Below are 15,308 nucleotides of genomic sequence, written 5' to 3'. Positions count from 1 at the left end.
TTTGGTGAAGGTACACATTTGATGAGTTTTTAGAAAATCGAAAAGCTACTGCTACTATCGTACAAGAAGTTATAGAAATCGTAAACAGATACTAGAGAAGAATAGCTTTGAATGCTAATTTTTTGTGAAAGCACATCAGGTTTAACCATAGCTTAACCAAAGAGACTGGCTATTGTTAAAAAAACAATCTTCTTTTGTACTCATAAAACTCTACATTGAAAAAGAACTTCTTATAATGCGGTTTATACAAGGTGATCAGGAGCAATTCAAAGCAATTTTTGACGCCTACTGGAAGCGTTTGTTCAGTTATGCTTATAAAATCTACAAAGAAGAAGCTATTTGCGAAGACATAGTGCAAGAAGTGTTTATACAGTTATGGGAGCGTACCAATGACACCGAAATTCTGAATTTAGAAAGCTATCTTTTTAGAGCTGTAAAATACGGAGTAGCCAATCGTATCAGAGATCTTAAGGTAACCGAAGACGTAGCGCAAGCATTAGAAACTTCTACAGACAGCAGCTTGCCCGATGTTGTTTTAGAATCTCAGGAAGCAGAACATAAGATTATGCTGTTAATAGAGCAACTACCTCCTAAATGCAAACAGATATTTAAGATGAGTAGGTTCGATCATAAAGACAATACAACCATAGCCAAAGAGTTAGATTTGTCTATAAGAACGGTAGAAACTCAAATAAGCAAAGCGCTCAAGCATTTTAAAAAGCATTATCCTGGGTATGGGGTAGTAGTGGGGTGTATGTTAAACTATGTTTAAGAGCATAGTGCTTATATTACCAAATGGTTAAACCCCAAAAACTGCATACGTGTACAAACCACTTTTGGTGTCTTACTGTAAAAAGACAGTACATTGAACAAATCAAAACTTATTCAACTAGCAGATAAGTATGCAGCCAAAACGGCAAGCAAAGAAGAGATTGCTACGTTTGAAAAATTTCTGGAAACCCTTCAGCAAAGCAATACAGCTCTAAAAGTTGTAACCACTCCCGAACAACAGGAAAAAGCCTATCAGAATATAGCAGCCAAGCTTCGATTAGCAAAGCGTCCTAAAAGATATATTACCAAAGTAAGAACACTAATGGCGGTGGCCAGTATAGCGTTGCTAGGTGTATTCATCTGGAATCTTTGGCAACCCAAAAATATTATGGTAGTGGCAGAAAAGGGAGCTATTACCAGTGTTAATTTGCCAGATGGAAGTGTAATTACTTTAAATGCGAATAGCAAGCTTACCTATCCCGAAACTTTTAAAGGGGCTACTAGAAAAGTTTCGCTGGAAGGTGAAGCCTTTTTTAAAGTACACAGAGATACTCTACATCCATTTATTATTGATGCCAATGGGTACCAAACGAAGGTGTTGGGTACATCGTTTAATATCAATGCAAAAAAGTCAAAGTATCTAAAAGTGAGTGTAAATACCGGAAAAGTACGTGTGACTCCTAATAAGAATGCAGCGGCAGCGGTAGAGTTAACAAAAAATGAGCAGGCAACCTTTGCGGAAAATCAGTTAACTGCTATTACGCATGAAAGCAGTATGGATTTCAGTGCCTGGACGCACAAGGTTATTTTGCTGAAAGAAACCACTATGGAAGATTTAGAAACCATACTGGAAGACTGGTACAATGTAGCTATTATAATACATGACGATAGTCTGAAAAAAGAAACCTTATCCGGAAAATTTAAAGACGAACCTTTAGAGAACGTGCTAAAGAGTATTGCAGTAATCAAATCACTAACCATTAAAACCAATGACAAGAATGAAATAGTTATCAGTAGAAAAACAAAACAATAACAATATAAAAACCCAATTTCTGCGGCAACAGAAAATGGGCTTCATAGAAATGATTATCGATAGATTAACCCATAACCATAAGTAATGAAAACAAAACTACAAATTTTTGTGGAGTATGTGTGCATAGGTATTTTCTTTTGCTTGTTTACACACCATAGCTTTGCAAATACAGTTACCGAAAAACAAATGCCTGAAGAGCTAATTACGTTGGCGGTACAAAACAAAAATATAACAGCTGTTTTTGAGCTGGTAGAAAACCAGACAAACTATACCTTTGTCTTTGACGATGCCATTGCTACAGGCAATAAATTGTGTAGCATTACAGTGCAAAATGCTACCATAGAAAGCGTACTCAACCAACTGGCTTCACAGGTTCATGTTACGTTCAATGTAATAAATAATACCATAACAGTGGTTTCTACATCAGAAGAGACACAATTAGAAATAGAAGGCCGTGTTATAGATGAGCAAGGGGTGCCTATGCCCGGAGCCACGGTTGCTATTAAAGATACCAAAACAGGAACCTCTACAGATTTCGACGGTAATTTTAAACTTCAGGTTGCTACCCAAAAAGTAACTTTAGTGGTTTCTTATGTAGGCTATCAAAATGTAGAAGTAGCAGCGGTTGTAGGAACGTTTCAGGAAATCACAATGCTACCTTCTGCTCAGGCTCTAAATGAGGTGGTTGTTACAGCATTAGGTATCAAAAGGGAAGAAAAGAAATTAGGGTATGCACAGGCAACCATCGGTGCAGAAAATTTAAGTCAAACCAATCCTGTAAACTGGTCTTCTGGGTTAAAAGGAAAAGTAGCCGGAATGAGCATTGTATCATCAGGGTCAGGACCTATCAACTCCCAGCAAATAGTGTTGAGAGGCTATAGCTCTTTCGATTTGCAACAAAATTATGCATTGGTAGTGGTAGACGGTGTACCGGTAAATACAGAAATGACAACATCTGGTTCTTCTAGTGCATACATGGGGGATGACTCACCTGTTGATTACGGAAACGGTATTTCTGATTTGAATTTAGATGATATTGAAGAAATTACCGTACTAAAAGGACCTAATGCTGCCGCTTTATATGGTAGTCGCGGACAAAACGGTGTTATCATGATTACAACCAAATCGGGTAAACAACACAAAGGTTTAGGGGTAACCATTAACTCTTCTGCTAATTTTGATGTAATTCAGCGTTGGCCAGAGTATCAGTATCGTTACGGGCAGGGTACAGGTGCTGTAGATGCTAACGGAGCCCCATATTATTCTTACGGAGCTTCTGAAGATGGTAGCAATACAGGAGGTACTAGTAGTGCTTGGGGACCAGCTTTTGACGGACAATATTTTTACCAGTACGATCCTGTGGTAGGTGGTCAGTCAGAAGAACGTCAGTTATGGCGTGGTTACGATGATAATAGAAAAGATTTTTGGCGTACCGGAGTTACTATTCAAAACAATGTGTCTTTACAAGGTGGTGACGATAAAGGTTCTATGAGAGCTTCTTTTGGCCATAGTAAAAACGAGTGGATTATGCCAAATACAGGTTTTGAAAGAATTACGGCAGCTGTGAATGCTAAGTACCAAATATCAGATCGTATCACATTGGGAAGTGTGGTTAATTACAACAATCGCGGTAGCGACAATCTACCTTCTACAGGATACAACAACGGTTCTATAGCATATTTTATGATTTTTCAGAACCCTAATGTAAACCTAGATTGGTACCGTCCCATGTGGGAAGAAGGACAAGAAAACCTTCAACAGATTCAACCTTTTAGCTCTTACATAGACAATCCTTTTGTAATTGCTAATGAGTCTTTAAATGCGTTAGAAAGTAGCCAGATTGTGGGCAATATGTATGCAGATATTCAGCTAACATCAGAGGTAAAGGTATTGCTAAGAAGCTCTTTAAATACCTATAACCAATTACGCGAGCTTAAAAGACCGTTTAGTATCAATAGGTATGCAAGAGGTTTTTACCAGAAACAACAAGTGTTTAAAGAAGAAATTAATACCGATTTTCTGGTAACCTACGATAAAGAGTTGAGTACTAATTTTGCGCTAGCACTGAATGTAGGAGGAAACCATAGAACAGAACATCGCAGACAACAGACTTCTTCTGTAGACGGCCTGGTAATTCCCGGAGTTTACAAACTTTCAAACGGAATCAATGCGGCTACAACCCGTTCTGCCGATTCAGATAAAATTGTAAGTAGTTTGTATGGCTTGTCTACATTCTCTTTTAAAGATCAGGTGTTTTTAGATGTGAGTGCCAGAAATGATTGGTCTAGTACGTTGCCCAAATCAAACAGGTCTTATTTCTATCCATCGGCTAATGTAAGTGCTATTGTTTCAGATATCTTTCAATTCAAATCAGATGCTTTTAAATATTTGAAGTATCGATTCTCGTATGCAAAAGTAGGAAACGATACAGATCCGTATCAAACCAGAAAATACTATGATTTAAGCTCTTTTGCTAGCTCAGCTGTGGTAGATAATACTTTGTACAATACCAATTTAAAACCAGAAACATCTAACAGTTTCGAAACCGGTATAGAGGCTCGTTTGCTAAACAACCGAATTAATTTAGATGTGAGTTTGTACAGAGTTACTACAGACAATCAGATTATTACCTTGCCACTTAACTGGAGTACTGGTTATAGTACCAAATATGCCAATGCAGGTAAAATTAGAAACCAGGGAATTGAGCTTACACTAGGAGCTAAAATTATTAATAACGACAAGTTTAAGTGGGCTGCTACAGTAAACTGGACCAAAAATGAAGGGGAGGTTTTTGAGTTACCAGATGAAGTAGACAATCAGTTTATTATAGACACCGGCGGTAGTGCTTCTATGATTGCTAAAGTAGGCGGATCGCCAACGGCCATTTATGGCTATGGTTTTGTACGTTCTCCGGAAGGTGAAATTGTGTACGACAGCTCTGGGCTGCCTGCATATCCTGATAGTGGAGACATTCAGTACATAGGCGATGCTACTCCAGATTGGAGAGCGGGCTTAACCAACGAATTCCAATGGGGCAATTTTAGGTTTAGTGTTACCATAGACGGTCAATATGGGGGTATTATTTATTCGCAAACACATCATAAGCTAACACAACAAGGAAAACTAACACATACCTATATGGGAAGAGAAAGTATGACCATTGTAGGTGACGGCGTAGTATTAAATGATGATGGCACCTACAGTCCAAATACTACAGAAGTAGCCACACCGGCTTGGTACAACAGGTTTTACAGAAGAGCGAATGTAGAATCAAACTCATTTGATGCTTCATACCTAAAGTTGAGAGAAATATCGGTACAGTATACACTTCCTAAACGCTTTTTGAAGAACACATTTGTTAAGTCGTTGAATGTGAGTGTGTATGGTAGAAATTTAGCGGTAGTGTCAGACTTTCCAATCTACGATCCGGAAACAGCAGCCTTAAATGGAAACAAACTAATGCCTGGTGTAGAAATGGGACAAATGCCTTCTCCGGCAAGTTACGGAGTAAATGTAAAACTTAACTTATAAATCATTGATCTATGAAAACAGTACGTATACTATATATGTTGGTTGTGGCGGCCATGCTTTGGAGTTGTACCAATAATTTTGATGAAGTAAATACAGATCCTAACCGTATAGAGCAGATTAGTCCGGGTACGTTATTAAACCCAATTATTTACGGAATAGCTAGCCACAATGCTGGTAGAGCAGATAATATAACCTTTAATTTAATGCAGGTAGCATTACCTTTTCCTAGCGAAAGTGGTGGGTTGCACAGATACGATGTAAGTGCTGGTATAGGAAATTCTTCCTGGAACGCATATTACAGATGGTTAAAGAACATCAATGAAATGGAACTGGCAGCAGATGCTTACGAAGACCCAAACTACAAAGCTATTGCCTTAACCTTGAAAGCCTTGGTATATGCCAATCTAACAGATTTGTTTGGCCCAATTCCTATGACAGAAGCACTAAAGGGAGATGAAGATATTATATACCCGGGGTTTAATTCGCAAGAATTTGTTTATGAAACGATCTTGGCAGATTTGGAAACAGCTAATGAGCTATACAACCTAGGACAGCCAATGGCGTATGCAGAGGATATTTTGTTTTACAATGATGTAACAAAATGGCAAAAGTTTACCAATTCGTTACACCTAAGGTTATTGTTGAGAATTGCGGGGGTGCAACCACAAAATTTTGCCACCATGGCTAGTATGGTGAACAACCCCGATGTGTATCCGGTTTTCGAAACTACAGATGAATCTGCTATTTTACAGGTAACGGGGGTAGAGCCAAATGTATCGCCATGGAGTCGTCCACAAGACTTTAGACTTAGTACCAAAGTGGCCGCTTTCTTTTTAGATAATTTGAATGCTTGGGAAGACCCAAGACGTCCTGTAATAGCTACTACAGCTACAGACATCGATAACAATGCTATAGGCTACCAGGGAATACCAAGTGCTTATGATCCTGTAACCACTATTTTTAATTTCGAGGCTTCTACTTTCAATATAGAACAGGTAACCAACCCTATGAAAATAGTGTTGTTACCCTATGCTGAGGTTGCATTTATTAAGGCAGAATTGGCGCAACGTGGCTACCTGGACAATGCAGCTACTTATTATGAAAATGGAGTTATAGCAGCTATGGAGCAAGTAGGAGCTACAGCGCCACTAGACTACTTTAGCAATCCATTGGTACAGTACAATGGAACTTTAGAGCAAATACTGTTGCAAAAATACTACGCCTTGTATTTTGTAGATTATCAGCAGTGGTTTGAATACAGACGAACTGGTTATCCGCAATTGCCACAAACCAGTGCCATGTTTAATAACGGAGTAATGCCGTCTCGTTTATACTATCCTACAGATTTACCTATAGAAAATGCTTCCGGATATCAGGAGGCCTTAGAATTATTAAACGGTGAAGACAATATCAACACCAAAGTTTGGTGGGACAATAATTAAGTAGATCAAAAATGAAAAAACAATTAATTGCAGCTTGCTGTTGTGTGGGAGTCCTTATGGGATTCTCACAACAAACAGTAAAAGGAACGGTATATTGCGATACCAACCATAATGGCAAACAAGATCGTAAAGAAGCTGGTATAGCTAAGGTTTCCGTAACCAATGGTACACAAGTAGTACAAACGGATGTGCATGGTAATTTTGAGTTAGCTGCGTCTTCAGATATGATTGTATCTGTCATAAAGCCATCAAATTACGCCTTTCCTTTAGATACCTACAATTTGCCCAAATACTACTACATACACAAACCAGAAGGATCTTCTGCTACAAAGTTTCAGGGAGTGCAACCTACAGGAAAACTACCTAAAAAGCTAAGCTTTGGCTTGTATCCTTCAGAAGAAAAAGAAGATTTTTCAATATTGGTATTTGGTGACCCGCAACCCTACAATCAAGAGCAGTTAAACTTTTTTGAAGAGGGAGTAGTAAAAGAAGTAGCTGCTACCAAAGAGGCTGTTTTAGGAATCAGTTTAGGAGATTTGGTTGGTAATGATTTGTCGTTATTTGAACCCTATAAAAAAGTAATGACTGCTATAGGAATTCCATGGCACAATGTAATAGGAAACCACGATCTTAATTTTGATGTAGCGCAAGACTACTTATCAGATGAAAGTTACGAAGCCCATTTTGGTCCGGCAAATAATGCCTTCAATTACGGTAAAGTGCATTTTATTGTATTAGATGATATACTGTATCCAGATCCAAGAGGTGGTAAACATTACTGGGGAGGTTTTAGAGAAGATCAACTACAGTTTATAGCCAACGATTTACAGTTTGTGCCTAAAGATCATTTAATTGTATTGGCGTTTCACATTCCGTTAAGTGAGCCCGAAATAGGAAATGATACATTCAGAGATACCGATAGAAATGAATTATTTCAGTTGTTAAAAGACTATCCGTATACCTTATCACTGTCAGCACATACGCATATTCAAAAGCAAGATGAATTTGATGCTCAAACAGGTTGGCAACAAAAGAGAATGCATCACGAGTATAATGCAGGCACTACTTCGGGAGATTGGTATTCAGGAAAATTAAATGCCGAAGGTATTCCAGAAGCAACCATGAGAGATGGTACTCCCAAGGGATATTCGTTTATAGATTTCAAGGGTACTACGTATAGCATTCGTTACAAAGTAGCAGGCAAACCTGCAAGCTATCAAATGGAAGTATACGCTCCAAAAGTAGTAGCTAAAGCCAAACGTACCAAATCGCCATTGTACGTAAATTTCTTTATGGGAAGCGCCAATGATGTGGTAACCTACCGAACAGATAATGGTGAATGGAAAAAGATGAAGTATGTGAACGAACCAGATCCGTCGTATGTTTCTCAATTAATCCATTGGGATGAAGCTGAAACACTGCCTAAAGGAAAAAGAGGTTCTAATGCAATAGATTGTACCCATTTATGGACCGGATCTATTGAAGCAAATTTGTCAGAAGGAATTCATACGATAGAAATTAAAGCAATAGATAGGTTTGGAGCAGCACATAGTGCTCAAACAACCTACCGTATTGAAAGTGAAAATTAAAAAGGTAGCAAAAATGAAGCACCAAATATACATATGGGCATGCTTATGCTTGGGAATAGTAGGTTGCAAACAAGCAGAAAAACCATCAACCGAGGTAATGCAGACAACAACAGCTATAGAAGTGCAAGGGCATAGAGGAGAACGAGGACACAGTCCCGAAAACAGCATTAGAGGGTATATAAATGCCATTAAAAAAGGAGTCAACGTTATAGAATTAGATGTTGTAATAGCCAAAGATGGTAGTGTAGTGGTTTCGCACGAACCCTATATGGCTGCTTTGTATGTGTTAAAACCAAACGGGGATACCATTAGTTCTCAAGAAGAAAAATCGTTGAATATGTACCAAATGACGTATGACAGTATTCAAAAGTTTGAAACCGGGCTTAAAGGAAATACAAACTTTCCACAGCAACAAAAAATACATGCTTATAAACCTTTGTTGTCAGCTGTGATAGATAGTGTGGAGTTGTTTGTAAAACAACACAATTTAACGCCTGTAGGGTATAATATAGAAATCAAATCAGTTCCTTCTTTATACGGTACCTACCAACCCTATCCTCAGGAGATGGTAGCAAAAGTAATGCAGGTACTTAGCAGCAAGCCTATAGCGGGGAAATGGAATATACAATCGTTCGATCCGGCCATTTTAGAAGAAGTACACAAAAGGTATCCCAAAGTAACTTTAGCATTTTTAGTACACCGTGAGGGAGTAGCGCATAATTTAAAGCAATTAAGTTTTGTGCCAGATATTTACAGTCCTAATTACAAATTGTTACAGAATGAAAAAACAATGGACAGTTTGCATGTAAAACAGCTAAAAGTAATTCCATGGACGGTAAACGACTCCGTAGCGATCGCAAAAATGATAGCTCTAAAAGTAGATGGTATTATTACAGACTATCCTGAAAGAGTACTACGTCAGTTACCGTAAAAATAGAAAACCGAATACTTGGTAGCAGCTTAGAGATAAAGACTAACAAATAGTGGTTATTTTTTTAAATTGTGTTTTTGAAGCGTAGTGATTCCACTACGCTTTTTTTATGACATAGTAAGTTGTTGATAGTTTAAGAATTTTCTTATATTGACAGAAGTTTGATTTTTCAAAACCAAATGCCATGAGAAAATTATACACCAATGTCTTTATACTTTGTTTGCTTATGTTACAATCCGGATGCCATACCGATACAGCCTTAACGCTTGAGATTCCTAAAGAAACTACCAAAGTAGTGCAATACCTTCCTAAAGATGCTGCAGGCCGAAATAAAAATGCGTTATACCTGCCGCCAAGAGAAATTACGGAAGATGAATTTGGAACAGAAGCTCTGCACCAATACATTGCGCATATGTACACCGTAATGCTAGACAAAGCTGGTGTAGGCATTGCAGCAAATCAGTTGGGCAAACGCTTGCAGATTTTTATCATTGAAGCCAAAGCAAGCAATCCCAGATACAAGGTGTTGGGACCTGTACAAAAGCAAGTTTTTATCAATCCAACCATAACGAAAGTGTCTACTGAACGAAGAAATTTTTGGCACGGTTGCCTAAGCGCTCATGGCAAACCTAGAGGAAATGTAGCAACGTATGATTGGATAGAATACAAGTGCAAAAATGAAAAGGGCGAATTACAAACTGGTAGACTTACCGGGTTTGCCGCTGTGATTTTTCAGCATGAATTCAGGCATTTACTGAATGGTACCTATCTAGATCATGCCACTCAGCTGGAAACCAAAGCCGCACTCGATAAAAAACTAGACAACGGAACGCTTCCTTTTTTTGAAATCACAGATAAAAAATTACCCTTGTTAATTGAAGGATATCAAGTAGGGGAAACCCTCAACGAATACCATAAACGCACCAAATAGTTGCCGTTTTAAGCCAGACCAGCATTGTCGGTATACAGTTGTTTGATGGCCATAATACGGTCTTCAAAATCTTTTTTATAGTACGATCTACTTTTTATTCGGGCTTTATAGGTATAAATGGTAGCCACAGATAAATCTAGAAATTCCGCTACTTGATGACTGTCTTGTACTCCTAAACGATATAAGGCAAAAATTCTCATTTCGGTGTTTAGAGTATTCTCACCTTTTAAAATGGTTTCTTCTGTTTCAGGAAAAAGTTTGTAATACTCTTGTTTAAAGTTGGGAAAGAGTTTCAAAAAGATTTCATCAAATTGGGTAAACAGTATAGTACGTTCTTTTTTAACGCTCAATTTTTTCAAACTTTTTACAGCTTCATCTTGTCGTTTGGTAATAATCTTCTGCAACGTACTTTTTTGAATGTAATCTATCTTTTTTATGAAATCTGAAGATGCTCTCAGGAAATATGCAATGTATTCTTGTTTCACGCTATCAGCTTCTCGAAGATGTGTGTTTAGTTCTTGCAGTTTCTTGTTATTTTCTGCCAAAGATTTTCTGGAAGCATTTCTTTCCTTTAAATTTTTAAAAATGATAATCAAAAAAATGACCACCGCTACAGCTAGTATAGAAAGTGCTATAACGGCTATAGTAAGTCGGTGTTTTTGTTCTTCAGTTTTTAATATTTGAGCTTTTTCAATAATAGGAAGAATAGATGAAATAGCCATTTTCCGGTGGCGTGCATTGTAAAAATTAGCATCTTCCATAGCTATATTAATATAGGCATTGGCCTTTTCAATTTTTCCTTCTTCATAGAGTTTACTGGCCAGTACCCGAAGGGCTACCGTTTCTTTAATGGCCGCTTTTACATCGGTAAGGGCAGCTTTGATAAGGTAGTCTATGCAAAGGTTTTCTTTACCCATTACATCGTACACATAGGCTAGGGACGAAACGGAGATGGCATACGTTTTAGGATCTAACGAAAACGCATTGATGAGGTGTGTAAAAGCATGTTCGGCCTTGTCCCATTCTTGTTGTCGAATGTGTTTAAGTCCAATAGTACTCCAATAATTTTGCGCAGTTTTTGATGTAAACTGCAATGCGGAATCGAGTAGTTTGTTGCCGTAGCGGGTATAGGTAATGCTAAATCGTCCATCAGCAGTATAGTCGGCTAAATCATAAAATGTACGGGCTTTTACGGCGTAATAATCAAACTTTAACGCTTTGTTTAGGTTTGTAACGGTAATCGTATTAAGCGTATCAATAGCTTCTTTGAATAGTCCGGACGACATTAAAACAAAGCCTTCTTTAATTTTTATTTGTTGAATTTTTAAAGAATCTCCAATCGTTTTAGCAGTTACTTTGGCCTTGTCTAAAAAGTAATAAGCCGAATCAAACTGAAAAGAGCTGTAGGCTTCATACAAATTTACATAGGTAGTGTACAGCGCTTCGTCATTAGATGCCAAAAGCAATCTGTTAGCCTTGTCTTTTAATTCTTGAATGTGAGTGTACTTTTCATTAACATATTCATTCCTGTTAGATAGTTCAGCATCGAGTGCTTCATAATTTTCTTCAACCTGATAGGCAAATCCTTGTAGACAAATAAGTGCTAAAAGAATACAACAGCTGTGTAAACGAGCTATGTTAAAAGTGAGTTTAGGGGAATGAAATTGTATTTTTTTGAACATATATCTAAATGCTAAGGATGATATTCAGATTGCGAATCTGCTAAAATAACGACACAATTTTACGAAATATTTATTACGAAATAACGAAATGACCGTTGAAAACCACTAAAAACGACCTCGATTTGTCAAAAAAACAGTTTGATTTTTAAACAGTGTTAAATTATACAGTTTATTGATTAATAGTTTTTTATATGTTTTATTGCTGTTTGATAATCTTGATTTTGAATTCAATCACTTCTTCTCTTACATCGTTGTAGTTACTTTTGGCCTGTTAACATTAATAAATGACGTTTAGTTGTCATTAATAACCGGTTTATCAATACTTATTTAACAAACAAATTACGTGAAACAATCACGATACCTAAGTATGAAAAATAACAAAAAATACAAACAGAAAACACATCGGTATACGCTAAGTGTAAAGATGAGATGGGGCATTTGTGTTTTACTACTTTGCTTACTTGGAGGGCAGCAAGCCACTGCTTTTTCGGGCAAGAGTAAGACTTATTTTTTCCAAAGTTATAAAGTTGAAGGAGTCATAGTAGATGAATTTGGAACGCCATTACCTGGCGCTAGTATCATTGAAAAAGGTACTTCAAATGGTACGGCTTCCGATATGGATGGTCAATTTTCGTTATCAGTAACTTCTTCAGATGCTGTGGTAGTTATTAGTTTTTTAGGATACAAAGAAAAGGAAGTTGCAGCATCAGCAGATTTAGGAACTATTCAACTAGAGCCTGCCGACAATACACTGGAAGAAGTGGTATTGGTTGGGTATGGTACGGCCAAGAAAAAAGATGTTACGGGAGCAGTGGCTTCGGTAAGTGAAAAGGACATGAACCAAGGCGCAATTACCAATCCGTTACAATTAATTTCGGGGAAAGCTGCTGGGGTAAACATTACGCAAACCGGGAGCGAACCAGGCGGATCGCCATCGGTACGTATTAGAGGTATTTCTTCTTTAATAGGAGGGAACGATCCGTTGGTAGTAGTAGATGGAATTCAGGGGAATATGGATTTATTAAATCAAATTCCGCCTAGTGAAATTCAGTCGATTGATATTTTAAAAGATGCTTCGGCTACCGCGGTTTACGGTTCTCGTGGTGCTGCCGGGGTGATCATTGTAAGTACCAAAAAGAGTAAAGCAGGAACTACAACCGTGCAGTATTCTGGAACCACATCTATTGATTTTATTCCGAATAAATTAGACATGATGAGCGCTTCGCAATGGTGGGAACAAGCGCAATTAAACGGAGTGCCGGCATCGGCAAATCATGGTGCTAATACCGATTGGTACGGGATTTTAACCAGAACGGGCGTTACCCAAAACCACACACTTTCTTTTGGAGGCGGTGTTGAAAAATTCAATTACCGTGCGTCCGTGAGTGCTATTTTGCAAGACGGTGTTGTGATTAATAGCAATAACAAAAAATACATTGCCAAATTACAGGCTACTCAAAAGGCGTTGGATGATAACCTAACCTTAACCTATAATTTGAATAGTGGCGTGGTAAATAATACAGGTACGGTGCAAAGTATTGGTACAGCTGCGTTTACTTCAAATTTAATTACCAACGCCTATATTATGCGTCCTACAGACCCGGTGTATAATGCAGATGGAAGTTATTTTACAGACCCAAATGTTTTTCAATATTTGAATCCGTATGCTGTTTCAGAAACTGTGGTGAACGAATCTCAACAAGATAATTTATTCGGTAGTTTAAGAGCCGATTTGAATATTGTAACCGGATTAACGGCAAGTTGGTTTGGAAGCTGGCGAAAAACAAGTTACACCAACGGTTTTTTCCTTCCGGTGGCTTCTACAAGCGCCAATGCTATAGATCAGGGTGGTTTTGCAAACATTAGCAATAGCCGACAAGATGAAAAACTTACCAATGCCAGTTTAACGTATAAGAACTTGTTTGGCGATCATAGCATCAATGCCTTAGTGTTGTACGAGTGGCAAAATCAAACCTATCAAGGAAATTATGCACAGGCAAGAGGTTTCTTTAATGATATTACTACCTACAATGCTTTGCAACAAGGTGATCTGTCAGACGTAAGATCCGGCGATCTTTCATCTTATAAAAACGACAGAACGTTGGTTTCGTTCTTAGGTCGTGTTAATTATGATTTCAAAAATAAATACTTGCTAACGGTGAGTTTGCGTAGAGATGGTTCTTCGGTTTTTGGAGAAAATCACAAATGGGGTAATTTCCCTTCTGCATCTGTGGCGTGGCAGGTAGATCAGGAGTCATTCATGCAAAATCAAAAAACATTCAGCGCTTTCAAAGTAAGAGCGGGGTACGGAGTTACAGGAAATCAGCAAGGTTTGTATCCACAGGGATCTTTGTCTTTGGTGAGTAGCAACGGCGTTACTTATTTTGGAGGTGAACAGATTACCAACTTTGCTATTATACAAAATGCAAATGCCGATTTACGTTGGGAAACTAAAAAGCAAACCAATGTGGGAATCGATTTTGCGATGTTCGATAACCGTTTCAGAGCTACCATCGATGCGTTTACTGCCACAACAGATAATTTATTGTTCGATTACACGGTGCCACAACCGCCATTTCCATACGGAACTATCAAAGCGAATGTGGGAAGCATCAGAAACGAAGGTTTAGAATTTTCGGTTGGATATGATTTAATTGACAAGGCTGATATGACCTTGACGTTGAACGGAAATGTGTCTTTATTACGCAACGAAGTATTGAGTCTTAGCGGAAGCATCAACGGAGTGCCGTTGAATACTGATTATGTACCGTGGGGAACCAATTCATATTTAATAGAAGGAGAGGCTATTGGTAGTTTCAATATTTTACACCACACCGGAAAAGACAGTTCAAATGCCGAAACCGTTCAAGATGTGAATGGCGATGGAATCATAGATCAAGGAAATGAAAGTCCGGACCGTATGTTACAAGGATCGGCTTTGCCTACTTACACTTTTGCATTCAATCCAACATTCATCTACAAGAATTTTGATATGGCGATGACCTGGAGAGGTTCTGGAGGTAATAAAATCTACAACGCTTTAAATTCTACGTTGAGTTATACCGAAAACATTGGTAAGTCAAACTTACTACAAAGTGCAGCAGAATTAGACATGTATACGTCTCAGTATGCTTCGGATTTATGGTTAGAAGATGGTGATTTTATTCGTTTGGAAAACGTAACTGCAGGCTACACATTCCCTATGGAAAAACTCAAATACGTAGAGTCGGTTCGCGTATCCTTAACAGGAACCAATTTACTGTTGATCACAGATTATTCAGGAATGGATCCGGAACTGAATATGAGCGGTGGTAATGGTTTTGGTAGCGATTACGGTATTTATCCAAGAACCAGAAGCTTTGTGTTAGGGCTTAATGTAAAATTGAATTAGAACAGAA

At 38.0% G+C, this 15,308-nt stretch carries 9 protein-coding genes; 8 read left to right on the top strand and 1 reads right to left on the bottom strand.

What is annotated here, in order from left to right:
• The first annotated feature begins 235 nt into the window (after nucleotides 1–235).
• The 7 genes from BM383_RS08115 (at nucleotide 236) to BM383_RS08085 (ending at nucleotide 10,228) form a co-directional block, all read left to right on the top strand.
• Nucleotides 236–772 (top strand): RNA polymerase sigma-70 factor, encoded by a 537-nt coding sequence (locus BM383_RS08115; RefSeq protein ID WP_093024669.1) that lies wholly within the window; start codon nucleotides 236–238, stop codon nucleotides 770–772.
• A 93-nt stretch (nucleotides 773–865) separates the two neighbouring features.
• Nucleotides 866–1,804 carry a FecR family protein gene (locus BM383_RS08110; RefSeq protein ID WP_093024623.1) on the top strand — a complete coding sequence of 313 codons (939 nt, stop codon included), beginning with the start codon at nucleotides 866–868 and terminating at the stop codon, nucleotides 1,802–1,804.
• A gap of 84 nt (nucleotides 1,805–1,888) precedes the next feature.
• Nucleotides 1,889–5,335 carry a SusC/RagA family TonB-linked outer membrane protein gene (locus tag BM383_RS08105; RefSeq protein ID WP_093024622.1) on the top strand — a complete coding sequence of 1,149 codons (3,447 nt, stop codon included), beginning with the start codon at nucleotides 1,889–1,891 and terminating at the stop codon, nucleotides 5,333–5,335.
• An 11-nt stretch (nucleotides 5,336–5,346) separates the two neighbouring features.
• Nucleotides 5,347–6,777 (top strand): SusD/RagB family nutrient-binding outer membrane lipoprotein, encoded by a 1,431-nt coding sequence (locus BM383_RS08100; RefSeq protein WP_093024621.1) that lies wholly within the window; start codon nucleotides 5,347–5,349, stop codon nucleotides 6,775–6,777.
• An 11-nt stretch (nucleotides 6,778–6,788) separates the two neighbouring features.
• A complete protein-coding gene (locus BM383_RS08095; protein WP_093024620.1) occupies nucleotides 6,789–8,366 on the top strand; it encodes a calcineurin-like phosphoesterase C-terminal domain-containing protein in 1,578 nt (525 codons plus the stop codon).
• Nucleotides 8,367–8,379: 13 nt separating this feature from the next.
• The gene (locus tag BM383_RS08090) at nucleotides 8,380–9,297 is read left to right on the top strand and encodes a glycerophosphodiester phosphodiesterase family protein (protein WP_093024668.1); all 918 of its coding nucleotides are present in this window, start codon (nucleotides 8,380–8,382) and stop codon (nucleotides 9,295–9,297) included.
• A gap of 184 nt (nucleotides 9,298–9,481) precedes the next feature.
• A complete protein-coding gene (locus BM383_RS08085) occupies nucleotides 9,482–10,228 on the top strand; it encodes a peptide deformylase (protein WP_093024619.1) in 747 nt (248 codons plus the stop codon).
• A gap of 8 nt (nucleotides 10,229–10,236) precedes the next feature.
• Here BM383_RS08085 and BM383_RS08080 read toward each other — a convergent pair whose 3' ends face one another.
• Complete coding sequence (locus BM383_RS08080; protein WP_093024618.1) at nucleotides 10,237–11,910, bottom strand: DUF6377 domain-containing protein; 1,674 nt, start codon at nucleotides 11,908–11,910, stop codon at nucleotides 10,237–10,239.
• 367 nt (nucleotides 11,911–12,277) lie between these two features.
• On the opposite strand from BM383_RS08080, the gene BM383_RS08075 reads away from it, so the two are divergent.
• Nucleotides 12,278–15,301, top strand: coding sequence for a SusC/RagA family TonB-linked outer membrane protein (locus BM383_RS08075; protein ID WP_093024617.1), 3,024 nt, complete (start codon nucleotides 12,278–12,280; stop codon nucleotides 15,299–15,301).
• Nucleotides 15,302–15,308 lie beyond the last annotated feature (7 nt).

Source organism: Pustulibacterium marinum (genome assembly GCF_900116665.1).
In the GTDB taxonomy this organism is placed as follows: Bacteria; Bacteroidota; Bacteroidia; order Flavobacteriales; family Flavobacteriaceae; genus Pustulibacterium; species Pustulibacterium marinum.
This window is presented reverse-complemented; position numbering and strand designations above follow the sequence as displayed.